We start from the raw sequence: 22,628 nt of genomic DNA, 5'->3' as shown, positions 1-22,628 counted from the left end.
TCCATGCAAGGACTGCAACGCACGATCACCTCCGCCGTAGCCCTGCTGGCCGCGCTGGGCGCGCTGCCCTGCTCCGGCGCGCACGCGGCCGACGCGGCTGCGGCCGCAACGCCGGCCACCGCCCCGGCCGCGCTGCCGCCGGTGCAGGATTTCTTCAGCAATCCGCAATTCAGCACAGTGCAGCTGTCGCCCAGCGGACGCTACCTGGCGGCCAAGCTGGCCAGCCCCAACGGGCGCGAGCGGCTGGCGGTGGTCGACCTGTCCAACAATTCGGCGCAGTCGGTGGCCAGCTTCCACGACACCGACGTGGGCCAGTTCGCCTGGGTCAACGACGAGCGCCTGCTGTTCGACACCGTCGACATGCAGGTCGGCGTGGGCGACGCGCGCTACGGTCCCGGCATGTACGCGGTCAACCGCGACGGCAGCCAGTTCCGCCAGCTGGCCAGCCGCCGCGGCGACGCGCACGCGGTGCAGTCGCAGCGCCTGCTGCCCTGGCACACTTATATGCTGGGCCAGCGCGGCACGCAGGACAGCGACCAGGTCTACGTCATCAGCAGAAAGATCACCGGCCCCGGCCAGATGGAATATGCCGACCTGCTGCAGCTCAACACCAAGACCGGCTACAGCACCACCCTCAAGCGGCCCGGCGACACACATGAATGGCTGCTCGACAGCAAGGGCGAGCCGCGCCTGGCCACCGTGGTGGAAGGCGGCCGCAGTTCGGTGCACTACCGCGACCCGGCCAGCGGCGCCTGGCGCGAGCTGGCCTCGTTCGGCCAGTTCACCGGCGGCAAGGGCTCGTTCCGTCCGCTGGCCTTCGCGCCGGACGGCACGCTGTACGTGGTGACCAGCGCCTACCGCGATAAATCGGCCGTGCACAGCTACGACCTAGCGAGCGGCAAGATCAATCCGCAGCCGCTGGTGGAGCTGGAGCACTACGACTTCAGCGGCCGCCTCATCATGAGCCAGGACAAGCTGCTGGGCGTGCGCTACCTGGCCGACGCGCAAGGCACGCGCTGGCTGGACCCGGCCATGCAGGCCATCCAGCAGGAGGTCGACAAGCTGCTGCCCAACACCCTCAACCTGCTGACCCCGCCGTCCCGCCCGGAAACGCCCAACCTGCTGGTGGAATCGTATTCGGACGTGCAGCCGCGCGTGTTCATGCTGTACAACAGCGCCACCCGGCAGCTCAGCAAGATCGGCGCGTCGCGCCCGCAGATCCAGCCCGCGCAGATGGGCAAGCAGGATCTGGTGACCTACGCCGCGCGCGACGGCCTGAACATTCCCGCCTGGCTGACGCTGCCGCACGGCAAGGACAAAAACCTGCCCATGGTGGTGCTGGTGCATGGCGGCCCTTACGTGCGCGGCGGCCAATGGGGCTGGCGCCCGGACGCGCAATTCCTGGCCTCGCGCGGCTACGCCGTGCTGGAGCCGGAATACCGCGGCAGCACCGGCTTCGGCGAAGCGCACTTCAAGGCCGGCTGGAAGCAATGGGGCCTGAAGATGCAGGACGACATCGCCGACGGCACGCGCTGGGCCATCGCGCAGGGCATCGCCGACGGCAAGCGCGTCTGCATCGCCGGCGCCAGCTACGGCGGCTACGCCACGCTGATGGGGCTGGTCAATAATCCCGAGCTGTACCAGTGCGGGGTGGACTGGGCCGGCGTCACCGACATCCGGCTGATGTACACCGGCCACTGGAGCTTCCAGTCCGACCTGCCGGACGCGTGGAAGCAGTACGGCATGCCGCACCTGGTGGGCGACCTGGAGAAGGACGCCGAGCAGCTCAAGGCCACCTCGCCGCTGGAGCAGGCGGCCCGCATCACGCAGCCGCTGCTGCTGGCCTACGGCGGCTCGGACATGCGCGTCCCCCTCTACCACGGCAAAAAGTTCCGCGATGCAGTGCAGAAGACCAACCGCCAGGTCGAGTGGGTGGAATACGAGGAGGAAGGCCACGGCTGGGTGCTGCAGAAAAACCGCTACGACTTCTGGACCCGGGTGGAACGTTTCCTCAATAAACATATCGGCTCATCTCAAGGAGAAAAATAATGCATCGACGCCTGCGTGCTGTGGCGGCAATCTCACTCGGCCTGCTGGCTGGCCTGGCCCAGGCCGCCCTGCCAGCAATAGACAGCTTCTTTGGCAACCCCAACTTCAGCGCCGCCAAGCTGTCGCCCAACGGGCGCTATCTGGCTGTGCGCATCAGCAACAACAATGAACGCGACGGCCTGGCCGTAGTGGACCTGGCCAGCAGCGCCGTCAGCGGCGTGGCGCGCTTCTCGGATGTAGACATAGGCCATTTCCAGTGGGTGAACAACCGCCGCCTGGCCTTCGACACAGTGGACAACCAGGTGGCGCCGGGTGACCGCCGCTACGCGCCCGGCCTGTACGCGGCCAACCGCGACGGCAGCGACCTGCGGCAGCTGGCCGAGCGCGCCTGGTACGCGCGCGACACCTCGCAGACCAATATCAAGTCGCGCATCCTGCCGGCCAACACCTATATGCTGGAGCAGGAAGGTGCGCAGGATTCGGACTCCATCTATGTCATGCGCGCCAACTGGAACGAGGTGCGCAACGAAACGCGCAGCTTCGACCTGCAAAAGCTGAACACGGTGACCGGCGCGGTGGGCACGCTGAACCGGCCGGGCGAAGTGCAACACTGGGTGCTGGACCAGCGCGGCCTGCCGCGCGCGGCCTTGACACAGGAGGAAGGCAAGCTGACCGTCCAGTATCTCGACCCGGACAAGGACAGCTGGCGCCCCCTGGTCACCTTCCCGGCCTACGCCAACGCGCCGGGCAACTTCATGCCGCTGGGCTTCGGCGCCGAAGGGCAGATGTATGTGAGCAGCCAGGGCCGCTCCGACAAGCGCAGCCTGTACGTGTTCAACCTGGCCAAAGGCACGCTGGAGAAGGACGCCATGGTCGGCCTGGCCGACTACGATTTTTCGGGCGAGCTGGTGTACCGCAACAACCGCCTGGCAGGCGTCGAGCTGCTTTCCGACGCCCGCGCCATGGTATGGCTGGACCCGGCCATGGCGGCCGTGCAAAAGGCCGTGGACGCCCTGCTGCCCGACACGGCCAACCTGGTCACGCCGCCGCTGCGGCCTGAAGCGGCTTGGGTGCTGGTCACCTCCTATTCGGACAAGCAGCCCACCGCCTACCTGGTCTACAACACAGAGACCAAGGCGCTGAGCAAGATCGGCAGCCGCAATCCGGCCATCGACCCCGCCCAGATGGCGCAGCTGGACCTGCACCGTTTCAAGGCGCGGGATGGCCTGACGGTGCCGGCGTGGCTGACGCTGCCCAAGGGCGGCGGCAAGCAACTGCCCATGGTGGTGCTGGTGCACGGCGGACCTTTCGTGCGCGGCGGCGAGTGGCGCTGGAACCCGGAAGCGCAATTCCTGGCCTCGCGCGGCTACGCCGTGCTGGAACCGGAATTCCGCGGCAGCACCGGCTTCGGCGCGCGCCACGCCATGAGCGGCTGGAAGCAATGGGGCCTGGCCATGCAGGACGACGTGGCAGACGCCACCAAGTGGGCCATTGCGCAGGGCTATGCCGATCCGAAACGTATCTGCATCGCCGGCTCCAGCTACGGAGGCTACGCCACACTGATGGGCCTGCTCAAGACGCCGGATCTGTACCGCTGCGGCGTGAGCTGGGCCGGCGTGTCGGACCTGACCTTGATGGCCACGGAAGGCAACAGCGCCATCTCCGACCAGTCCGACACCTACCGCCAGTACGGCATACCGGAACGGGTGGGCGACCCGGTCAAGGACGCCGCGCAGTTCGCCGCCACGTCGCCGCTCAAGCAGGCTTCCCGCATCCGCCAGCCCATACTGCTGGCGCACGGCAGCGCCGACAAGCGCGTTCCCATCCAGCACAGCAAGGACTTCTACAACGCCGTCAAGCCCACGAATCCGGACGTGGAACTGGTGATCTACGACGATGAAGGCCATGGCTGGTCGCTGCCGAAAAACCGTGTTGATTTCTGGGGCCGGGTGGAGGTTTTCCTGGATCGCCATATCGGCCCCACGGCCAAATAAATCGGAGTAAGCTGGCGGCAGTCCACTCACAAGGAGATGCGCATGCCGTCGGGAAAAATTCTGGTCGCACAGGGAGGCGGTCCCACCGCCGTCATCAACCAGTCGCTGGTGGGCGTGGTGCTCGAGGCGCGCCGCTTCCGCCACGTCACGCGGGTGTACGGCGCACTGCACGGGGTGCGCGGCATTATCAACGAGGACTTCGTCGACCTGACCCAGGAAACCAGCCACAACCTGGAAATGGTGGCCGCCACGCCCTCGTCCGCGCTCGGCTCCACGCGCGACAAGCCGGACGCCGCCTACTGCGAGCAGATCTTCGAGGTGCTGCGCGCGCACGAGATTGAACACTTCTTCTACATCGGCGGCAACGACTCGTCCGACACGGTGCGCATCGTCAGCGAGCGCGCCAAGGCGGCCGGCTATCCGCTGCGCTGCATCCACATCCCCAAGACCATAGACAACGACCTGGTGGGCAGCGACCACACGCCCGGCTTCCCGTCCGCCGCGCGCTTCGTGGCGCAGGCCTTCGCCGGGGCCAACCTGGACAACGCCTCCCTGCCCGGCGTCTACGTGGGCGTGGTGATGGGCCGGCACGCCGGCTTCCTGACCGCCGCCTCCGCGCTGGGCAAGAAGTTCCCCGACGACGGCCCGCATTTGATCTACCTGCCCGAGCGCGTGTTCTCGCTGGAGCAGTTCCTGGCGGACGTGAAGGCCGCCTACGCGCAGTACGGGCGCTGCGTGATCGCGGTGTCCGAAGGCATACACGACGCCTCCGGCGAGGCCATCGCCTCGCTGCTGGCGAAGGAAGTGGAGCGCGATGCGCACGGCAATGTGCAGCTGTCCGGCACCGGCGCGCTGGCCGACCTGCTGTGCGACGAGATCAAGGCCAAGCTGGGCATCAAGCGCGTGCGCGGCGACACCTTCGGCTACCTGCAGCGCTCCTTTATCGGCTGCGTGTCCGACGTGGACCAGCGCGAGGCGCGCGAAGTGGGCGAAAAGGCGGTGCAGTTCGCCATGTGGGGCGACCGCTGCGGCTCGGTGGCCATCAAGCGCACCGGCTACTACTCGGCCGACTACGAACTGCTGCCGCTGGATGCGGTGGCCGGCAAGACGCGCACCATGGAGGACGAGTTCATCACCGCCAGCGGCACCGGCGTGACGGACGCCTTCCGCATGTACCTGCGCCCCCTGCTCGGCTCCGGCATGCCGGACGCGTTCCGTTTGCGCCCGGCGCCGGTGCCCAAGATACTGCGTAGGGCGGGTTAGGCGGAACGGCGCGCGCGCCTAAGCCGCCCTACGGGCCTGCAATATCTCTTGCAGCTGCTGCTCCAGTTTCCCCACGGCGGCGTAGCCGGGGCTGACTTCGTACAGGCCGTCGCCGGTGTCCAGCAGCAGCGCCGGGAAGCTGCGGATGCCCAGCGCGCGCACCTGCGTGAACTCGGCCGCCGTGACGGCGATCGCCGCCGCGCTGTTCCACTCCTCCAGCAAGGCTGCCGCCGATACCGCATGGCCGTCCCTGGCCAGCGCCGCCGCCGCCACGCCGGCCAGCACCGCGCCGTCGGTGGTGTCCAGGCCGTCCACGTAGAAGGCGTGCTGCAGGGCGCGGAACACGGCCAGCTGGTCCGCCTGCGGCGCCAGGCGGCGCGCCGCCACTACCGCGCGGCACACCGGTTCGGTGTCGTAGACGAAGTTCTCGCGCGCCAGGAAGGCGGCGCGGTTGAACGGCAGGCCGCTGGCCTGCTCCACCCGGGCCCAGTGGCCCAGGCGGAACTGCTTGCCGGTCTCGTCCAGCAGATCGGTGGCGCCGGCGCGCACGCCGCCCACCAGGATCTGCAGCTCCAGCTCGGGGTGGCGCTCGGTCAGCGCCGCCAGCTCCTTGCCGAAGCCGTAGCACCACGAGCACATCGGGTCGCCTGCGAAGACCAGTTTCATGACTTGTCCCCCAGCTTGGCCGCCGCGCGGGCCGCCGCTTCGCGCTTGCGCATGGTGACGACGTTTTCGCGGTTCACACCCCAACTGTCCATCTCCACTTCGTCGATGATGACGAAGGTGGTGGCCGGGTTCTTGTTCAGCACGCGCTGCAGCAGGTCGGTCACGCCTTCGATCAGCTCCAGTTTCTGCTCGGAGGTGGCGCCTTCCTTGGTGATGCGGATATTTACGTATGGCATGGTGATTCTCCTTGATGGGTGGGTGAATTGGCTTACCAGGTGCCGGCCGCTGCGCCGCCGTCGACCACGGCCACGGTGCCGCTGACGAAGGACGAGTCGGTCAGGTAGAGCACGGCGTTGACGATGTCGTCGGTCTCGCCGACGCGGTTGGCGGGCGACAGGCCTTTCAGGAAGTTCTGCGTGCCCTCGTCGGTGCCGTGCATCGGGGTGCGGATGATGCCTGGCGCCACCGCGTTGACCTGCACATTGGAGCCGGCCAGTTCAATGGCCAGGCCGCGCGTGGCGTGGTTCAGGCCGCCCTTGATCAGGATGGGCAGCAGCGCGTTGACCTTGGCGTTGGGCTGCTCGGCGATGCTGGCGGTGATGGTGACGATGTGGCCGGCCTTGTTGGCGCTCATGTGGCGCGCCGCCTGCTGGGATGGATAGAAGAAGCCCAGCAGGTTGGTGCCCACGATGGTGTTCACTTCTTCCTCGGTGTAGTCGGCCACGGCCTTGGGCAGGAAGATGCCGGCATTGTTGATCAGGATGTCGACCTTGCCGAAGGCGGCAATGGCCTGCTCGAACAGGGCCGCAGCGGTGGAGGCCAGCGCGATGTCGCCGGGCACTTGCAGGAAGTTGGCCGGGTTGCCCAGCTGGGCGGCGGCGGTCTGCAGGCCATCGGCGCTGCGGGCGTTGCCAACCACGTTGTAGCCGCGCGCCAGGTAGGCTTTGGCGATGGCGAAGCCGATGCCGCTCGAGGCGCCGGTAACGATGACGGTTTTGCTGGTGTTCATAATGTGCTCCAGTTCAGTTGTGTGGGTGACCGCTGGGTTTGTCTGCGGCATGGATCTCACTTTACTTATTCCATCCGAGCCAATAAATGGCTAATATGGAACATGACTTAATACATGGTGTAATGTATGCAGAGAAATTTCGACGAAATGCAGCTCGGCACGATAGAGCTGTTCTGCCAGGCGGCGGAGCTGGGCAGTTTTACGGCGGCGGCCAACCAGAGCGGCGTGACGCCGGCGGCGGTGAGCCGCTCGATTGCGCGGCTGGAGGAGCGGCTGGGCGTGCGCCTGTTCGTGCGCACCACGCGCCAGATCCGGCTGACCGACGGCGGCAAGCGCTACTACGAGCAGTGCCGCGCCGCGCTGGACCAGCTGCTGGAAGCCGAGCGCGAAGTGACGGGCGCACAGCAGACGCCGGCCGGGCCACTGCGCATCAGCGTGCCCACGCCCTACGGCCACTACCGGCTGCTGCCGCTGCTGCCGGCCTTCCGCGCGCAGTATCCGGACGTGACGGTGCAGGTCCACATCAGCAACCGCAATATCGACTTTGCCGAGGAAAGCTACGACATGGTGGTGCGCGGGCGCGACCCGGCCGATTCATCGCTGATTGCGCGCAAGCTGGAGGACGCGGAACTGGTGCTGGTGGCGGCGCCGGCCTACCTGAAGCAGGCCGGCGCGCCGGCCTCGCTGGACGATTTGCACCGGCACGAATGCATGCAGTTCGACCTGCCCAGCAGCGGACGCAAGATTCCGTGGCAGTTCAAGGTGGACGGCCAGCAGATCGACGTGATGACCAGCGGCGGCTACACCTGCGCCGAGGACGTGCTGGGCATCGTGACGCTGGCGCGCGCGGGCGCGGGGCTGGTGCAGACCTACCGCTACATCGTCGAGCGCGACCTGGCGGACGGCACGCTGGTGGAGCTGCTGCCGCAGTTCGGCGGCACCTCGCGGCCCTTCATCCTGCTGTACCCGCACGCGCGCCACTTGTCGCTGCGGGTGCGCGCCTTTGTCGATTTCATGACGGCGCGGCTGGGGAAGCGCTAGGACATCTTGCTGCCGCGCGCCGAGAAGATGGCCCACCAGAACAGCAGCACCGAGACCAGCACCGCGATCGACGAGACGCCGGCGGCCGGGCCATACTCTTTGTGGCCAAGGTGGATGGCGGTCACCGCCGCCAGCAGCACCGGCACGCCGGCCTGGAACAGCCAGAAGTGCCAGCGCGCCAGCGCGGACTGGGCCGCCGCCGGGAACACCCGGTACAGCAGGCCCGTCAGGGCCATGGAGGCCCAGCCCAGCAGGTTGATGTGGGCGTGCACCGGGTAGAGCGTGTGGTCCTGGCTGGCGCCCATGTACACGCCCAGGCTGATGCCGGCAACGAAGTAGGAGATGGCGCAAAGAAACCAGCGGCGCGACAAGGTATCAACGTTCATCAGTTCCTCCTGGAGAGAGTAAGACTTGGTCGAACTGAAGTCTACACCGAAAATTAGCTCCCGCGCCGTGCCGCGCAGCCTTAACGCACGGCGTCGGGCAGGCGCTCTTCGAAGAGAAAACGCTGATAGGCCTGGCGCAACACCTTGGGCAATCGAGCAATCGCTACCTTCTGGGAGCGCACTGCGGCCTTTAACCGCTCACGCCCGCCAAATGCTTCCGCCAGACGCATGATGTGATCCTGAGCCAATGCCAGCAATACATCAGCTGGAATTTCGTCCGCAAGGAAGGGCTCGAACATCGTGCGCGCCGCCTCTTCGAACACCTTGCATTCTCCGTCGCGAATCATAAAGATCACACCGCCGCCGTCCAGTTCAAACTCCGGCAGTTCCGGGGGACGAGGATGCGCGCGCACGGAATAGCCCCCGGCGACGTAGTAGCCATCGCCGGCACTGCTGGCTGCCTGGCCATAAATGTACCAGTTCCCTTGCATGTTTTCTGTATCCGCCAAGGTCGGGCATCGCGCCCGCAATTCCGTCGGCAAGGAAACAAAGTGGACCACCATACGATCATACTGCAACCCCAGCAATGGTTCCCGCAGCATGCGCGGCGGGGCTGCCCTGCCCCAAGAGTATGGCGAGGATACGCAGCATAGGCAGATGAGTGCCAGCTTAAGGACGGTAGACCACATAAGCAGGCTTCTCCTTCCGATAAACTGGCCCGGGCCAGAATCCAAGCAGCGGACCATAGCTTTTCGCAGTGCTGGGATGTCCTTGCGTATTCACGCCCCCAGCGGCCAACGCAAGGCGCAGATACTTGGCACATTGCCCCCGGCTGACTAAACGCGCATTCGCTCGCAATGCTTTGGAAAATTCATCGGTGTCAATCATGACGCTCCCCTATAAATCAGGATGAGTCATCAGTATCCGGTTTAGTTAGGCAGCACGTTATGCGATTACGCAAGCGACTGGAGCGCTGCTGTGCCCTGAACCCGGCTGCCGAACGCGTATACGGTCAGCAGCCAGGGCAAGGCCGACCGCAGCGTTTCGACTACTTCCTGCTCCGGGATCGCATTCATCCTGGCCCCAAAAATGACAAAAGCGGACGATGCCGGGGCATGGTCCGCTTTTTTTCCTGCTGGCGCGGATCAGGTCCGCGCGGCGCGCATTACACCACCACGCACTGGTGTTCGCCTTCCGCCGAGGCGCGGATGGCGCCGATGCGGTAGACGGTCTCGCCGGCCGCTTGCAGCTGGGCCATCGCGGCGTCCGCGTTCTCGGCCGAGACGATCACCGTCATGCCGATGCCGCAGTTGAACACGCGGTGCATTTCCGCGTCGGCCACGCCGCCGTGCTGCTGCAGCCACTGGAACAGCGGCGGCAGGGTCCACGATTTGCCGTCCAGCTCGCAGGTCAGGCCGGGCTGCAGCACGCGCGGGATGTTTTCCACCAGGCCGCCGCCGGTGATGTGCACCAGGCCTTTGACTTCCATCGCCGCCATCAGCGCCAGCAGGGGCTTGACGTAGATGCGGGTCGGCTCCATCAGCACGTCGGCCAGCTTGCGGCCGTGGAAGTCGCCTTCCAGGTCCGGCTTGGCCACTTCGATGATCTTGCGCACCAGCGAATAGCCGTTCGAGTGCACGCCCGACGAGGCCAGGCCCAGCACCACGTCGCCCGGGGTGATCTTCTTGCCGTCGATGATGTTGGCTTTCTCCACCACGCCCACCGCGAAACCGGCCAGGTCGTATTCGCCGGCCGGGTACATGCTCGGCATCTCGGCGGTTTCGCCGCCGATCAGCGCCGCGCCGGACTGCTCGCAGCCCAGGGCGATGCCCTTGATGACGTCGGTCGCCTGCGCCACGTCCAGCTTGCCGCACGCGAAGTAGTCCAGGAAGAACAGCGGCTCGGCGCCCTGCACCAGGATGTCGTTCACGCTCATGGCCACCAGGTCGATGCCCACGGTGTCATGGCGGTTCAGCTCGAAAGCCAGCTTGAGCTTGGTGCCCACGCCGTCCGTGCCGGACACCAGCACCGGCTCTTTGTACTTCTTGCTGATCTCGAACAGCGCGCCGAAGCCGCCGATGCCGGCCATCACGCCTTCGCGCATGGTGCGCTTGGCAAACGGCTTGATCGCATCGACTAAAGCGTCACCCGCGTCGATATCGACGCCGGCGTCACGGTAGGACAGGGAAACATTAGAAGTTTGGCTCATGGTGTATTTCGCAGCGGAGGCGGTAAAATAGAAGGCGGTGGCCGGAATTCGTGCAATCTGACGCAAAACCCGGCAAGTCCGCTATTTTATCAAAATGCCCCGTCAACCTGCCGTTTTTAAGAAAAACATCTTCCCCACATGCCATTTCCCCTCTCGGTCGAACAAAAACAAACGGCATTCTGGGTAGCATTGTGGCTGGCATTGGGCGTGCTGCTGGTGGCGCTGGGCCCCATCCTGACGCCGTTCCTGGCGGCGGCCATCATCGCCTACGCGCTCAATCCGGGCGTGGACCGCATCGACCATCTGCGCCTGGGTCGCTTCGACGTGCCGCGCCCGCTGGCGGTGGTCGTCGTGGTGCTGCTGTTCCTGTGCGCCATCCTGTCGCTGGTGCTGATCGTGGTGCCGGTGCTGCAGACCGAGATCCCGCTGCTGCAGGCGCAGATCCCCGCCTTCCTGGCCAAGGCCAACGACCTGCTGGGACCGCGCCTGCGCGAAATGGGCATCAAGGTGCAGCTCGACAGCGCCGGCATCAAAAAGCTGGTGTCGCAGCAGATGGTGAGCAGCGGCGACGAGATCTGGGCCGCCGTGCTGGCCTCGGCGCGCGTGGGCGGCACGGCGGTGCTGGGCTGGATCGCCACCGTGGTGCTGGTGCCGGTGCTGCTGTTCTACCTGCTGCTGGACTGGCACCCCATGCTGGCCCGCATCGCCGGCGCCGTGCCGCGCCGCTATATCGGCGCCACCGTGGCCATGGCCGAGGAAGTCGATACGCTGCTGGCGCAGTACCTGCGCGGCCAGCTGCTGGTGATGGTGGTGCTGGCGGTGTACTACTCGAGCTGCCTGGCCATCGCCGGCTTCGACGTGGCGCTGCCGGTCGGCATCCTGACCGGCCTGCTGGTGTTCATCCCCTACCTGGGCTTCGGCCTGGGCCTGGTGCTGGCCCTGATCGCCGCCGTGCTGCAGTTCACCGACTGGAGCGGCGTGGTGGCGGTGGCCGTGATCTACGGCGCCGGCCAGGTGATCGAGGGCTTTTTCCTCACGCCGCGCCTGGTGGGCGAGCGCATCGGCCTCAATCCGCTGGCGGTGATCTTCGCGCTGCTGGCCTTCGGCCAGCTGTTCGGCTTTGTCGGCGTGCTGCTGGCGCTGCCCGCCTCGGCCATCCTGATGGTGGCCTTCAAGCATCTTCGCGGCCACTACTTGCGCAGCAGCTTTTATAATGCGTAGTGTGAAGACGAATTTGCAAACTGTGGGGCGCGAGCCATGAAGCAACTGGTGCTGGATTTAGGCGCCGAGCCTGTGCTCACCCTCGATTCCTTCGAAGTGGGTCAAAACGCCGAGGTGGCCGCGCTGATGCGCGAGTTCGCCGGCCGCACTTCGCGCGAACACTTCGCCTACCTGTGGGGCGACGGCGGCGCGGGGAAAACCCATATCCTGAAGGCGCTGGGCGCCTGCGAACGCGCGCGCTACATCTCGCCGTTCTCGATCGAGTCGGAATTCGTGTACTCGCCGGAAGTGGACCTGTACCTGCTGGACGACTGCGAAAAGCTGTCGCCGCTGGCGCAGATCGACGCCTTCGCCCTGTTCAACGAGATCCGCGCCAACAACGCCTTCATGGTGTGCAGCGGCGCGGTGGCGCCGGCCGTGCTGCCGGTGCGCGAGGACCTGCGCACGCGCATGGGCTGGGGCCTGATCTACCGCCTGCACGGCCTGACCGACGATGAAAAGATTGCCGCATTGACCACGGCGGCGGCGGCCCGCGGGTTGACGCTGTCGCCCGGCGTGTTACCCTATTTGCTGTCCCACTACCGGCGCGACATGCGCTCGCTGTCGGAAATGCTGGACGCGCTGGACCAGTATTCCCTTGAAACCCAACGTCCTATTACCCTGCCGCTGCTGCGTGAATGGCTGCAGGCGGAAGCGAAAGAATGATGAACCTGGCCCTGTTTGACCTCGACCACACCCTGCTGCCCATCGATTCGGATTACGAATGGGGCCAATTCCTGTGCCGCATCGGCGCCGTCGACGCGCAAGCCTTCGCGGCCCGCAACCAGGCTTTCTTTGCCCAGTACCAGGCCGGCACGCTGGACCCGGTGGAATACCTGGAGTTCTCGCTCGGCACCCTGGCCGGCTTCCCGCGCGCCAAGCTCGACGAGATGCACGCCCAGTTCATGCGCGAAGTGATCGCCCCGGCGATCCGCCCGTCGGCGCGCGCGCTGCTGCAAAAGCACCTGGACCAGGGCGACCTGGTGGCCATCGTCACGGCCACCAACCATTTCGTCACCGCGCCCATCGCCGCCGCGCTAGGCATCGAGCACCTGATCGCGGCCATGCCGGAAGTGGCGGCCGACGGCAGCATCACCGGCAAACTGGTGGGCACGCCCACCCAGGGCGCCGGCAAGGTGGTGCACACCAAGGCCTGGCTCGAGAAACTGGGCAAGCGCCTGGAAGACTTCGAGACGGTCCACTTCTACAGCGACTCGCACAACGACATTCCGCTGATGTCGGTCGTCACCCACCCGGTGGCCACCAATCCGAACGCCGCACTGACCAGCCACGCCGCCGAAAAAGGCTGGCCAACGATAAATATATTCAATGATTAAGAAATTGATCCGCAAAATCCTCGGCGTCAAAGAAACTCCGGTACGCGACACCAGCGTGCCGGTCATCCTGGGCGCCCAGCAGCACGGCATCGAGCCGCGCCTGCTGTCCTCCAACGCCGTGCGCGTGACCAGCACCCTGCAGGACGCGGGCTACCAGGCCTTCGTGGTCGGCGGCGCCGTGCGCGACCTGCTGCTGGGCGTGAAGCCGAAAGACTTCGACATCGCCACCGACGCCACGCCCGAGCAGGTCAAGCGCCTGTTCCGGCGCGCCTTCATCATCGGCAAGCGCTTCCAGATCGTGCACGTGATGTTCGGCCAGGACCTGCTGGAGGTGACCACCTTCCGCGGCCCGTCGATCGAGAACGCGCCCAAGGATGAACACGGCCGCGTCCTGCGCGACAACACCTTCGGCACCATGGCGGAGGACGCCGAACGGCGCGACTTCACCATCAACGCCATGTACTACAACCCGGCCAACGAGGAAGTGTGGGACTACCACGGCGGCATCGAGGACATCCGCGCCAAGACGCTGCGCATCATCGGCGTACCGGAAGCGCGCTACCGCGAAGACCCGGTGCGCATGCTGCGCGTGACGCGCTTCGCCGCCAAGCTGGGCTTCCAGATCGAGCCGGGCACGCGCGAGCCGATCACCGTGATGGCGCCGCTGATCGACAACGTACCGCCGGCGCGCGTGTTCGACGAGATGCTCAAGCTGCTCATGTCCGGCCACGCGCTGGCCTGCTTGCAGCAGCTGCGCAAGGAAGGCCTGCACCACGGCCTGCTGCCGCTGCTGGACGTGGTGCTGGAACAGCCGCTGGGCGTGAAGTTCGTCACGCTGGCGCTGGATTCGACCGACCGCCGCATCCACGCCGGCAAGACCGTCTCGCCGGGCTTCCTGTTCGCGTCGCTGCTGTGGCACCAGGTGCTGGAGAAGTGGAACGCCTACAAGGCCGCCGGCGAATTCCCGATTCCCGCGCTGCACCTGGCTGCGGACGAAGTGCTCGATTCGCAGACCGAGAAGCTGGCCCTGCAGCGCAAGATCGGCTCCGACATGCGCGACATCTGGTCGATGCAGCCGCGCTTCGAGCGCCGCACCGGCAAGAACCCCTACAAGCTGCTGGAGCACCTGCGCTTCCGCGCCGGCTACGACTTCCTGCTGCTGCGCTGCGCCTCCGGCGAGATCGACGCCGAACTGGGCGAATGGTGGACCGCCTTCTACGACGGCGACGAAACCGAACGCGAACAGCTGGTTGCAGGCCTGAGCCAGAGCGGCGGCGCAGCGGGCGGCGCCAAGCGCAAGCGTCCACCGCGCCGAGGCGGCCGCAACAAGGGCGAAGGCGGCGGCGATGAAGGCGGCAGCGGCGACGCAGGCTACGGCCAGTCCGGCAGCGGCTACGCCGAAGCCGGACCGGCAGGCGGCGGCGCTGAAGGCGCACCGGCGCCGCGCGAACCGCGTCCGCCACGCGCGCGCGCTCCGCGCCCTCCCCGCAACCGCGCCCCCGCAGGCTCGGACTCGGGCAACGGCGGCGGCAATGGCGGCAATAGCGGCGAATGAACGCGGTATTGAATAGCATGAGCACCACCGCCTACATCGGCATCGGCGCCAACCTGGGTGACGCGCAGGCCAACGTGCAGGACGCCATCGCGCGCCTGCGCGCCCTGCCCGGCTGCACGGTGAGCGCCGTCTCCTCGCTGTACCGCACCGCCCCGATCGACTCCAGCGGCGACGACTACATCAACGCCGTGGCCTGCCTGGAAACGGAGCTGGGCGCGGAAGAACTGCTGCAAGCGCTGCAAGGCATCGAACTGGCGCACGGCCGCGAACGTCCCTACCGCAACGCTCCGCGCACCCTGGACCTGGACGTGCTGCTCTACGGCCAGCAGGAAATCAAAACACCAACGCTGCAAGTGCCGCACCCGCGCATGTGCGAGCGCGCCTTCGTCATCATCCCTTTGCTGGAAATCGACCGCAGCATCAACATCCCCGGCCGCCTGCGCGCCGCCTGCTTCGAATCCGCCGTCGCCGGCCAGGGCATCACCAGGCTATAAATCCATGCAAACACTCCTGCTCCTCGCCGCCTCCAATATTTTCATGACTGTCGCTTGGTACTGGCACTTGAAGGGCGGGATGAACAAGCCGCTGTTCATGGTCATCATGATCAGCTGGGCCATCGCGTTCGTGGAGTACTGCCTGGCGGTGCCGGCCAACCGAATCGGCTTTGCCAGCGGCTGGAGCGCCGGGCAGCTGAAGGTGACGCAGGAGGCGATAGCGCTGATCGTGTTCGGCATCTTCATGGTGACCGTGCTCGGCGAACCGGTGAGCTGGCGGCACCTGGCGGCGTTCGGCTGCATCATGGCGGCCGTGGCTTTCCTGTTTGTCGGCAAATAGTGGCCGCCGTCTATTTCGGTTTCCCACGATGAAAAGAAAGTTCGTTCGCGGGTAGAATACGCGGTCTGGCGCCCGGGATTACACTGGCGCCATCCTGGTCACACTATTTGAGGAATCCCATGTCTGGTTATTTGCAAGGTAACGAAATGGCGGGCAGCACTCCTGTGCCGGCCGCTGGCGCCACTCCTGCCGCGGCTCCGGCCGCCGCTGCGGCGAAACCCGTGGCGCAGAAAGCGGTCACCATGCCCGCGCTGAACGCGCGCAAGGCCGCCGGCGACAAGATCACCATGCTGACCTGCTATGACGCCAGCTTCGCTTCGCTGATGGACCGCTGCGGCGTGGAAGTGCTGCTGATCGGCGATTCGCTGGGCATGGTGTGCAACGGCCTGGATTCGACGCTGCCGGTGACGCTGGACGAAGTGGCCTACCACACCAAGGCTGTCGCGCGCGGCAACAAGTCGGCGCTGGTGCTGGCCGATATGCCCTTCGGCACCTACGCCAACCCGCAACAGGCCTTCGACAACGCGGTCAAGCTGATGCAGGCCGGCGCGCACATGGTGAAGATCGAGGGCGGCGCGTGGCTGGCCGAGACCGTGAAATTCCTCACCGAGCGCTCGGTTCCCGTCTGCGCGCACCTGGGCCTGACGCCGCAGTCGGTGCACCAGCTGGGCGGCTACAAGGTGCAGGGCAAGACCACCGAGAGCGCGGAGCTGCTGAAGGCCGATGCGCTGAAGCTGCAGGCAGCCGGCGCGGCGATGGTGGTGCTGGAGGCGATTCCCACGCAGCTGGGCAAGGAAGTGACCGAGCTGCTGACCATGCCGACCATCGGCATCGGCGCGGGTCCGGACTGCTCGGGCCAGGTGCTGGTGATGCACGACCTGCTGGGCGTGTTCCCGGGCCGCAAAGCGCGCTTCGTGAAGAACTTTATGGATGGGCAGACCAGCATTGATGCGGCGGTCAGCGCTTACGTCGCCGCCGTTAAAGACGGCTCGTTCCCGGCACCGGAACACTGCTTCTGATCGCGGGAATGGCGGGTTAGCGCTTGCGCGTAACCCGCCAAGCGTCACCCTATCTGTATCCAGGTGGTTTTCAGCTCGGTGTACTTGTCGAACGCGTGCAGCGATTTGTCGCGGCCGTTGCCGGACTGTTTGTAGCCGCCGAAGGGCACGGTGATGTCGTCGCCGTCGTACTGGTTGACGTGCACCGTCCCCGCCCTCAAGGCCCGCGCCACCTGGAGCGCCTTGCTCATATTGGCGCTCCACACCGCCGCCTGCAAGCCATACGGCGTGGCGTTGGCCTGCTTCACCGCGTCGTGCACGTCGCTGAAGCTGAGCACCGACAGCACCGGCCCGAATATCTCCTCCTGCGCAATCTTCATGCTGCTGTCGACCTGGTCAAACAAGGTCGGCGCGACATAGTAGCCGCCGCTTTGCGCGCGCTCGCGCCCGCCGCCCGCCAGCAAGCGCGCCCCGCCCTGCCTGCCCGCCTCGATATAGCCCAGCACCGTTTTCATCTGCACTTCGTCCACGATGGCGCCCATGACCGTGGCTTCGTCCAGCGGGTCGCCCGGCTGGTAGCGCGGCATCATGGCCAGCGCTTTCTCGATGAAGCGCTCCCGGATGGACTCCTCCACAAACAGGCGCGACGGCGCGTTGCAGCTCTCGCCCTGGTTGAAATAGATGGAGCCGACCGCCGCTTCCACCGCCGCGTCCAGGTCCGGACAGTCGGCGCAGACGATGTTGGCGGACTTGCCGCCCAGCTCAGTCCAGGCCCGCTTCAGGTTGGACTGCCCCGCCATCTGCATGATCTGCTTGCCGACCCGCGTGGAGCCGGTGAAGGCGATGCAGTCGACGTCCATGTGCAGCGCGAGCGCGCTGCCGGCCTCGTTGCCATAGCCCGGCAGCACGCTGAACACGCCGGGCGGAATGCCCGCCGCCAGCGCCAGTTCGGCCAGGCGCAAGGAGGTCAGCGGCGCCTTCTCCGACGGCTTGAGCACCACGCTGTTGCCCGCCGCGAGCGCGGGGGCGATCTTCCACGCAGCCATGATCATGGGGTAGTTCCACGGAATGACCGCGCCCACCACGCCCACCGGTTCGCGCGTGATCAGCGCCAGGCTGTTGCTGGCGGTGGGGGCGATTTCGTCGTACACCTTGTCTACCGCTTCGCCGTACCAGCGGATGCAGTTGGCGGCGGCGCCCACGTCCACGCTCTGGCTGTATTTGATGGGTTTGCCCATGTCCAGCGTTTCCAGCAGCGCCAGCTCGGCGGCGTTCTGCTGGATCAGGTCCGCGAAGCGTATCAGCACGCGCTTGCGTTTGGCGGGCGCCATGCCGGACCAGCGGCCGTCCTCGAACGCGGCGCGCGCTGCCTGCACGGCGGCGTCCACGTCGGGCGCGCCGCAGCGGGCCACGGCGGCCAGCTTACGGCCATCTATGGGGGAGTGTTTGTCGAACTGCTGTCCGGTGCGGGACCAGGCGCGCTCGCCGTTGATGAAGGCGCGGCCGTCAATGTTCAGCGCCAGTGCGCGCTCGTGCCAAAGTGCGTCTGCCATGCTGTGCTCCTTGTCGTGGGGCGCCCATCAGGGGCGCCTCACGATTTTACGCGCTTATGACTTGGCCGCGCCGGAGACTTGTTTCATGCGTGCGCGCTGGGAACGCGCCATGATGATGCTGGAGGCGATTACCGCGACCGTGACTACCAGGATGGTAATCGCCGCGACGGCGTTCACGCGCGGGTCCAGTCCCAGGCGGGCGCGCGAGAAGATCACCAGCGGCATGGTGGACGAGCCGGGGCCGGACAGGAAGGCCGACAGCACCACGTCGTCCAGGGACAGCGTGAACGTGAGCAGCCAGGCCGAGGCCAGGGCCTGCTTGATGTTGGGCAGGGTGACCAGGAAGAACACCTGGTGCGGACGGCAGCCCAGGTCCATCGCCGCCTCTTCCAGCGACTTGCTCATCTCCTGCAGGCGCGACTGCACCACCACGGTGGCGTAGGCCATGCCCAGCAGTGTGTGGCCTATCCAGATGGTGCCGAGGCCGCGCTCGGGGAAGCCGAACATCTTCTGCACCGACACCAGCATGAGCAGCAGCGACAGGCCTATGATCACCTCCGGCATCACCAGCGGCGCGCTGGCCATGGCCGAGAACAGCGTGCGGCCGGCGAAGCGGCGGTAGCGGTTCAGCACAAAGGCGGCGAAGGTGCCCAGCACCACCGACGAGCAGGCCGTCAGGAAGGCGATGCGCAGCGACAGTCCGAAGCCGGAAATGATTTCGGCGTCGTTCATCAATTCGCCGTACCACTGGGTGGAGAAGCCGCTCCACACCATGTCCTGGCGCGAGCTGTTGAAGGAGAACACCACCAGCACGATGATGGGCAGGTAGAGGAACAGGTAGCCGAGCGAAAGCCAGCCGCGGCCGAACCAGCGCGGGATCAGGGTGCCTTTCTGCTGTTGCGTCATTTGCGGCCTCCTTCGCTTTGTTCGGCCTGGTATTTGTTCAGGATGGCCATGGGCACCAGGATCAGCAGGATGACCACCACGGTGACGGAGGACGCCATCGGCCAGTCGTTATTGGTAAAGAACTCGTCCCACAGGACGCGGCCTATCATCAGCGTTTCCGGGCCGCCCAGCAGCTCGGGGATGACGTACTCGCCCACGGCGGGTATGAACACCAGCATGGAGCCGGCGATGATGCCGGACTTCGACAGCGGCACGGTGATGCGCCAGAAGGCCTGCCACGGCGTGGCGCCCAAGTCGGCCGCCGCCTCCAGGAAGCGCAAGTCCATCTTGGCCAGATTGGTGTACAGCGGCAGTATCATGAAAGGCAAGTAGGCGTACACCATACCGATCACCAGCGAGAACGAGGTGTTCATCATGTGCAGCGGCTCGGCGATGAAGCCCAGCGACATGAGGATGTGGTTCAGTATGCCCTGGTTGGCCAGGATGCCCTTCCACGCGTAGATGCGCAGCAGGAAGGAGGTCCAGAACGGCAGCATCACCATCATCAGCAGCACCGGGCGCAAGGAAGGCCGGGCACGCGCCATGAAGTAGGCGAAGGGGTAGCCGATCAGCAGGCAGCAGGCGGTGGTGATGGCCGCGTACTTGAGCGAACTGAGATAGGTTAGCACGTACAGCTCGTCGGCTGCGATGAACAGGTAGTTCGACACCTTGATCTTGATGTCGACGATGCCGTCGGCATAGGTGGCCAGCGTGCCGAAGGGATTGCCGGCGTCCACTTCGGTGAAGCTGATGCGCGCCACGATCAGGAAGGGGATCAGGAAGGCGCAAATCAGCCACGCGTAAGGCACGGAGATGACGGCGGTGCGGCCGTTCAGCCAGCGCAGCGTCAGCAGGTCTTTGAGGAACTTGGACATGGGTAGCCTCGGCAGCTCAGCGGGTCAGCACGACAACGTCGCTGCCGTCCCACCACGCATGCACGCGCTGGTCGCGCTGCAGGCCGGCCTCGGCGTGGCGGGCCGAGTTGGTGCGCGCCACCTTGATCTGCATGCCGCTGTCGAGCTTCACCAGGTAGTGGGTCTCGTTGCCGAAGTAGGAGATCGCCTTGATCACGCCTTGCACGCAGTTGTGGCCGTGCTCTTCCACCTTGGCGCGCTGCGACATGGTGGGCGCGTTCGGCTGCAGCACGATCTTCTCGGGGCGCACGGCCACCGTCACTTCCATATTGTCGGTGCCGGTGATGCCGTGGCTGACGTAGTGCTTGGTCTCGTCCGATTCAATGACGACGTAGCCCGGCTGGTCTTCGGTGACGCGGCCTTCGAACAGGTTGACCGAGCCGATGAAGTCGGCCACGAAGCGGCAGTTCGGGGTTTCGTAGATTTCGCCCGGCGCGCCCACCTGCAGGATGCGGCCTTCGCTCATGATGGCGATACGGGTGGCCATGCTCATGGCTTCGTCCTGGTCGTGCGTGACCATCACGCAGGTCACGCCGACCTGCTCGATGATGTTCACCAGTTCGACCTGGGTATGCTCGCGCAGTTTTTTATCCAGCGCGCCCAGCGGCTCGTCCAGCAGCAGCAGCTGCGGGCGCTTGGCCAGGCTGCGCGCCAGCGCCACGCGCTGCTGCTGGCCGCCGGACAGCTGGTGCGGCTTGCGCTTGCCGTAAGCGGTGAGCTGCACCAGCGACAGCATGTGGTCCACGCGCGCGGCCACCTCGTGCGCAGGCAGGCCGTCGCGGCGCAGGCCGAAGGCGATGTTGTCCCAGACCGAAAGGTGCGGGAACAGCGCGTAGGACTGGAACATCATGTTGATCGGGCGCTCGTATGGCGGCGTGCTGACGATGTCCTTGCCGTCCAGGGTGATGCCGCCGGAGGTCGGGGTTTCAAAGCCGGCCAGCATGCGCAGCAGGGTCGACTTGCCGCAGCCCGAACTGCCCAGCAGGGCGAAAATCTCGCCCTTGTTGATCGACACCGTAACATCGTTCACGGCGCGCACGCCGTCAAAATCCTTGACCAGATTGCGGATTAACAGGAAAGGCTGGCCAGCGTCGGCGGGTTGGGCTGTCGTCATATTGGCTAGTAAACAAACTTTATTAAAATGCACGCGCACGGCGAAGCCGCACGGCAAAAGACGTGATTATAAATGCAGCATATCCAGGAAGACTACCTAAATGCTGGCGAATTACAGCCAGCCGCGCCCGCGCACTTCCTCAAGGGTCAGATCCAGCGCGCGGCGGATCAGGGCCACCATCTCGTCGATCTGCGCGTGCGTCATGATGAGCGGCGGGGCGATGATCATGCGGTCGCCCACGGCGCGCATGATGATGCCGGTGTTGAACATGTGCGCGCGGCACAGCATGCCCACGCCCAGCGCTGGGTCGAAACGCACCTGGTAATGCACATTCTCCGCCTTGCGCTTGACCAGGTTGAGCCCCGCCACGAAGCCGCAGGTCTCGGCCGTGCCCACCAGCGGGTGGTCCGCCAGCGCGCCAAACACCTGCTTCAGGTAAGGCCCGGTGTCGTTCGCCACCCGCTCCACCAGCCCTTCATCCTCGATGATGCGCAGGTTTTCCAGCGCCGCCGCGCAAGCCACCGGGTGGCCGGAATAGGTGAAGCCGTGGTTGAAGTCGCCGCCCTGCCCTATCAGCACGTCCGCCACGCGGCTGCCCACCAGCACCCCGCCCAGCGGCACATAGCCGGATGTGACGCCCTTGGCGAAGGTGATCAGGTCAGGCTTGTAGGGCTCGGACGCGAACCAGCGCCCCAGCCGCCCGAAGCCGGTGATCACCTCGTCCGCAATGAGCAGGATGCCGTACTTGTCGCAGATGCGGCGGATTTCGGGCCAGTAGCTGTCCGGCGGAATAATCACGCCGCCCGCGCCCTGCACCGGCTCGCCGATGAAGGCGGCCACCTTGTCCGGCCCCACCTCCAGTATCTTCGCCTCCAGCCAGGACGCGGCGCGCAGGCCGAATTCGTCCGGCGTGAGGCCGGCCCCGTCGTCGTAGTAATTTGGCTGGCCGATGTGGACGATGCCCGGTATGGGCAGGCCGCCCTGCTCGTGCATGCCGCTCATGCCGCCCAGCGAGGCGCCCGCCATGGTGCTGCCGTGGTAGGAGTTGTGGCGGCTGATGATGACGTGGCGCTCCTTGAAGCCCAGCAGGTCCCAGTAGCGGCGCACCATGCGCACATTGGTGTCGTTGGCCTCCGAGCCGGACCCGGTGAAGAACACATGGTTGAAGCCCTCCGGCGCCAGCTGCGACAGGCGCGCCGCCAGCCGCACCGCCGGCACGTTGGTGGTGTTGAAGAAGCTGTTATAGAAGGGCAGCGTCTCCATCTGCTCGTACACGGCCTTGGAGATGCTGGTGCGGCCGTACCCCACCGCCACGCACCACAGGCCGGACATGCCGTCCAGGATCTTGTTGCCCTCCGAGTCCCACAGGTAGATGCCCTCGCCGCGCACCATCACGCGCGCGCCCTGCCGGCCCAGCGCCTGGTGATCCGTGAAGGGATGCAGATAGTGGGCGTGGTCCTGCTGCTGGATGGTCTTGGTGTCCGTCATGATGGTCTCCCGT

23 protein-coding genes are annotated in these 22,628 nt (G+C 65.9%); 11 read left to right on the top strand and 12 right to left on the bottom strand.

Features of this window, described 5'->3' with window-relative positions; genetic code table 11:
• Window positions 1-3 precede the first annotated feature (3 nt).
• Genes AC07S4_RS11215 through AC07S4_RS11205 form a run of 3 tightly spaced genes read left to right on the top strand, consistent with a single transcriptional unit; the run spans window position 4 to window position 5,306 of the window.
• Window positions 4-2,049: an alpha/beta hydrolase family protein gene (locus AC07S4_RS11215; RefSeq protein WP_494986724.1), complete on the top strand. Its 2,046-nt coding sequence runs from the start codon at window positions 4-6 to the stop codon at window positions 2,047-2,049.
• Window positions 2,049-4,043 carry an alpha/beta hydrolase family protein gene (locus tag AC07S4_RS11210; protein ID WP_494986723.1) on the top strand — a complete coding sequence of 665 codons (1,995 nt, stop codon included), beginning with the start codon at window positions 2,049-2,051 and terminating at the stop codon, window positions 4,041-4,043. The genes AC07S4_RS11215 and AC07S4_RS11210 overlap by 1 nt, the downstream gene beginning before the upstream one ends.
• Before the next feature lie 42 nt (window positions 4,044-4,085).
• The gene (locus AC07S4_RS11205; RefSeq protein ID WP_494986722.1) at window positions 4,086-5,306 is read left to right on the top strand and encodes a 6-phosphofructokinase; all 1,221 of its coding nucleotides are present in this window, start codon (window positions 4,086-4,088) and stop codon (window positions 5,304-5,306) included.
• A gap of 18 nt (window positions 5,307-5,324) precedes the next feature.
• Here AC07S4_RS11205 and AC07S4_RS11200 read toward each other — a convergent pair whose 3' ends face one another.
• The 3 genes from AC07S4_RS11200 to AC07S4_RS11190 are packed head-to-tail and all read right to left on the bottom strand — an operon-like array spanning window position 5,325 to window position 6,981.
• On the bottom strand, window positions 5,325-5,972 hold the full coding sequence (locus tag AC07S4_RS11200; protein ID WP_494986721.1) for a DsbA family protein: 648 nt from the start codon (window positions 5,970-5,972) through the stop codon (window positions 5,325-5,327).
• Entirely contained in the window at window positions 5,969-6,208 is a 240-nt protein-coding gene (locus tag AC07S4_RS11195; protein ID WP_494986720.1) for a tautomerase family protein, read from the bottom strand. The genes AC07S4_RS11200 and AC07S4_RS11195 overlap by 4 nt, the downstream gene beginning before the upstream one ends.
• 32 nt (window positions 6,209-6,240) lie before the next feature.
• Entirely contained in the window at window positions 6,241-6,981 is a 741-nt protein-coding gene (locus AC07S4_RS11190; protein WP_494986719.1) for an SDR family NAD(P)-dependent oxidoreductase, read from the bottom strand.
• Window positions 6,982-7,107: 126 nt separating this feature from the next.
• Here AC07S4_RS11190 and AC07S4_RS11185 point away from each other — a divergent pair, with 126 nt between their 5' ends.
• A complete protein-coding gene (locus AC07S4_RS11185) occupies window positions 7,108-8,022 on the top strand; it encodes a LysR family transcriptional regulator (RefSeq protein ID WP_494986718.1) in 915 nt (304 codons plus the stop codon).
• On the opposite strand, the gene AC07S4_RS11180 is transcribed toward AC07S4_RS11185, so the two are convergent.
• From AC07S4_RS11180 to purM, 4 genes are all read right to left on the bottom strand, one after another.
• Window positions 8,019-8,408, bottom strand: a complete 390-nt coding sequence (locus AC07S4_RS11180; protein ID WP_494986717.1) for a hypothetical protein — start codon at window positions 8,406-8,408, stop codon at window positions 8,019-8,021. The two genes, AC07S4_RS11185 and AC07S4_RS11180, sit on opposite strands and share 4 nt — an antisense overlap.
• Before the next feature lie 80 nt (window positions 8,409-8,488).
• Window positions 8,489-9,010, bottom strand: coding sequence for a hypothetical protein (locus AC07S4_RS11175; RefSeq protein ID WP_494986716.1), 522 nt, complete (start codon window positions 9,008-9,010; stop codon window positions 8,489-8,491).
• A gap of 67 nt (window positions 9,011-9,077) precedes the next feature.
• On the bottom strand, window positions 9,078-9,296 hold the full coding sequence (locus AC07S4_RS11170; protein ID WP_494986715.1) for a hypothetical protein: 219 nt from the start codon (window positions 9,294-9,296) through the stop codon (window positions 9,078-9,080).
• Between the two features lie 277 nt (window positions 9,297-9,573).
• Complete coding sequence (purM, locus tag AC07S4_RS11165) at window positions 9,574-10,617, bottom strand: phosphoribosylformylglycinamidine cyclo-ligase (protein ID WP_494986714.1); 1,044 nt, start codon at window positions 10,615-10,617, stop codon at window positions 9,574-9,576.
• Window positions 10,618-10,755: 138 nt separating this feature from the next.
• Here purM and AC07S4_RS11160 point away from each other — a divergent pair, with 138 nt between their 5' ends.
• The 7 genes from AC07S4_RS11160 to panB all read left to right on the top strand — a co-directional run bounded on the left by AC07S4_RS11160 (window position 10,756) and on the right by panB (window position 16,622).
• Window positions 10,756-11,838, top strand: coding sequence for an AI-2E family transporter (locus AC07S4_RS11160; RefSeq protein ID WP_494986713.1), 1,083 nt, complete (start codon window positions 10,756-10,758; stop codon window positions 11,836-11,838).
• A gap of 36 nt (window positions 11,839-11,874) precedes the next feature.
• A complete protein-coding gene (gene hda / locus AC07S4_RS11155; RefSeq protein WP_494986712.1) occupies window positions 11,875-12,543 on the top strand; it encodes a DnaA regulatory inactivator Hda in 669 nt (222 codons plus the stop codon).
• Entirely contained in the window at window positions 12,543-13,214 is a 672-nt protein-coding gene (locus AC07S4_RS11150; RefSeq protein WP_228893916.1) for a histidinol-phosphatase, read from the top strand. Before hda ends, AC07S4_RS11150 begins: the two co-directional genes overlap by 1 nt.
• Window positions 13,207-14,769 (top strand): polynucleotide adenylyltransferase PcnB, encoded by a 1,563-nt coding sequence (pcnB, locus tag AC07S4_RS11145; RefSeq protein ID WP_494986711.1) that lies wholly within the window; start codon window positions 13,207-13,209, stop codon window positions 14,767-14,769. Before AC07S4_RS11150 ends, pcnB begins: the two co-directional genes overlap by 8 nt.
• A gap of 17 nt (window positions 14,770-14,786) precedes the next feature.
• Window positions 14,787-15,263 (top strand): 2-amino-4-hydroxy-6-hydroxymethyldihydropteridine diphosphokinase, encoded by a 477-nt coding sequence (gene folK / locus AC07S4_RS11140; RefSeq protein ID WP_494986710.1) that lies wholly within the window; start codon window positions 14,787-14,789, stop codon window positions 15,261-15,263.
• A gap of 4 nt (window positions 15,264-15,267) precedes the next feature.
• Window positions 15,268-15,603, top strand: a complete 336-nt coding sequence (locus AC07S4_RS11135; RefSeq protein ID WP_494986709.1) for a DMT family protein — start codon at window positions 15,268-15,270, stop codon at window positions 15,601-15,603.
• A 119-nt stretch (window positions 15,604-15,722) separates the two neighbouring features.
• On the top strand, window positions 15,723-16,622 hold the full coding sequence (panB, locus tag AC07S4_RS11130) for a 3-methyl-2-oxobutanoate hydroxymethyltransferase (RefSeq protein WP_494986708.1): 900 nt from the start codon (window positions 15,723-15,725) through the stop codon (window positions 16,620-16,622).
• A 44-nt stretch (window positions 16,623-16,666) separates the two neighbouring features.
• On the opposite strand, the gene AC07S4_RS11125 is transcribed toward panB, so the two are convergent.
• From AC07S4_RS11125 to AC07S4_RS11105, 5 genes are all read right to left on the bottom strand, one after another.
• A complete protein-coding gene (locus tag AC07S4_RS11125; RefSeq protein ID WP_494986707.1) occupies window positions 16,667-18,154 on the bottom strand; it encodes an aldehyde dehydrogenase in 1,488 nt (495 codons plus the stop codon).
• A 54-nt stretch (window positions 18,155-18,208) separates the two neighbouring features.
• Complete coding sequence (locus tag AC07S4_RS11120) at window positions 18,209-19,060, bottom strand: ABC transporter permease (protein ID WP_494986706.1); 852 nt, start codon at window positions 19,058-19,060, stop codon at window positions 18,209-18,211.
• Window positions 19,057-19,974, bottom strand: coding sequence for an ABC transporter permease subunit (locus AC07S4_RS11115; protein WP_494986705.1), 918 nt, complete (start codon window positions 19,972-19,974; stop codon window positions 19,057-19,059). Before AC07S4_RS11115 ends, AC07S4_RS11120 begins: the two co-directional genes overlap by 4 nt.
• Window positions 19,975-19,990: 16 nt before the next feature.
• The gene (locus tag AC07S4_RS11110) at window positions 19,991-21,127 is read right to left on the bottom strand and encodes an ABC transporter ATP-binding protein (protein WP_494986704.1); all 1,137 of its coding nucleotides are present in this window, start codon (window positions 21,125-21,127) and stop codon (window positions 19,991-19,993) included.
• 111 nt (window positions 21,128-21,238) lie between these two features.
• On the bottom strand, window positions 21,239-22,615 hold the full coding sequence (locus AC07S4_RS11105; protein WP_494986703.1) for an aspartate aminotransferase family protein: 1,377 nt from the start codon (window positions 22,613-22,615) through the stop codon (window positions 21,239-21,241).
• Between the last annotated feature and the right edge of the window lie 13 nt (window positions 22,616-22,628).

This window comes from Pseudoduganella sp. GW821-FHT05F09 (genome assembly GCF_059419605.1).
Note: the sequence above shows the minus strand (reverse complement) of the source record. Positions and strands in the feature narration are given on the sequence as shown.

Coding starts and splice junctions, on each gene's coding strand:
- AC07S4_RS11215 (WP_494986724.1), top strand. CDS start 4: ATGCAAGGACTGCAACGCACGATCACCTCCGCCGTAGCCCTGCTGGCC.
- folK (WP_494986710.1), top strand. CDS start 14,787: ATGAGCACCACCGCCTACATCGGCATCGGCGCCAACCTGGGTGACGCG.
- AC07S4_RS11115 (WP_494986705.1), bottom strand. CDS start 19,974: ATGTCCAAGTTCCTCAAAGACCTGCTGACGCTGCGCTGGCTGAACGGC.
- AC07S4_RS11160 (WP_494986713.1), top strand. CDS start 10,756: ATGCCATTTCCCCTCTCGGTCGAACAAAAACAAACGGCATTCTGGGTA.
- AC07S4_RS11135 (WP_494986709.1), top strand. CDS start 15,268: ATGCAAACACTCCTGCTCCTCGCCGCCTCCAATATTTTCATGACTGTC.
- AC07S4_RS11195 (WP_494986720.1), bottom strand. CDS start 6,208: ATGCCATACGTAAATATCCGCATCACCAAGGAAGGCGCCACCTCCGAG.
- AC07S4_RS11120 (WP_494986706.1), bottom strand. CDS start 19,060: ATGACGCAACAGCAGAAAGGCACCCTGATCCCGCGCTGGTTCGGCCGC.
- AC07S4_RS11110 (WP_494986704.1), bottom strand. CDS start 21,127: ATGACGACAGCCCAACCCGCCGACGCTGGCCAGCCTTTCCTGTTAATC.
- AC07S4_RS11125 (WP_494986707.1), bottom strand. CDS start 18,154: ATGGCAGACGCACTTTGGCACGAGCGCGCACTGGCGCTGAACATTGAC.
- AC07S4_RS11210 (WP_494986723.1), top strand. CDS start 2,049: ATGCATCGACGCCTGCGTGCTGTGGCGGCAATCTCACTCGGCCTGCTG.
- purM (WP_494986714.1), bottom strand. CDS start 10,617: ATGAGCCAAACTTCTAATGTTTCCCTGTCCTACCGTGACGCCGGCGTC.
- panB (WP_494986708.1), top strand. CDS start 15,723: ATGTCTGGTTATTTGCAAGGTAACGAAATGGCGGGCAGCACTCCTGTG.
- AC07S4_RS11190 (WP_494986719.1), bottom strand. CDS start 6,981: ATGAACACCAGCAAAACCGTCATCGTTACCGGCGCCTCGAGCGGCATC.
- AC07S4_RS11185 (WP_494986718.1), top strand. CDS start 7,108: ATGCAGAGAAATTTCGACGAAATGCAGCTCGGCACGATAGAGCTGTTC.
- AC07S4_RS11205 (WP_494986722.1), top strand. CDS start 4,086: ATGCCGTCGGGAAAAATTCTGGTCGCACAGGGAGGCGGTCCCACCGCC.
- hda (WP_494986712.1), top strand. CDS start 11,875: ATGAAGCAACTGGTGCTGGATTTAGGCGCCGAGCCTGTGCTCACCCTC.
- AC07S4_RS11200 (WP_494986721.1), bottom strand. CDS start 5,972: ATGAAACTGGTCTTCGCAGGCGACCCGATGTGCTCGTGGTGCTACGGC.
- AC07S4_RS11105 (WP_494986703.1), bottom strand. CDS start 22,615: ATGACGGACACCAAGACCATCCAGCAGCAGGACCACGCCCACTATCTG.
- AC07S4_RS11180 (WP_494986717.1), bottom strand. CDS start 8,408: ATGAACGTTGATACCTTGTCGCGCCGCTGGTTTCTTTGCGCCATCTCC.
- AC07S4_RS11170 (WP_494986715.1), bottom strand. CDS start 9,296: ATGATTGACACCGATGAATTTTCCAAAGCATTGCGAGCGAATGCGCGT.
- AC07S4_RS11175 (WP_494986716.1), bottom strand. CDS start 9,010: ATGCTGCGGGAACCATTGCTGGGGTTGCAGTATGATCGTATGGTGGTC.
- pcnB (WP_494986711.1), top strand. CDS start 13,207: ATGATTAAGAAATTGATCCGCAAAATCCTCGGCGTCAAAGAAACTCCG.
- AC07S4_RS11150 (WP_228893916.1), top strand. CDS start 12,543: ATGAACCTGGCCCTGTTTGACCTCGACCACACCCTGCTGCCCATCGAT.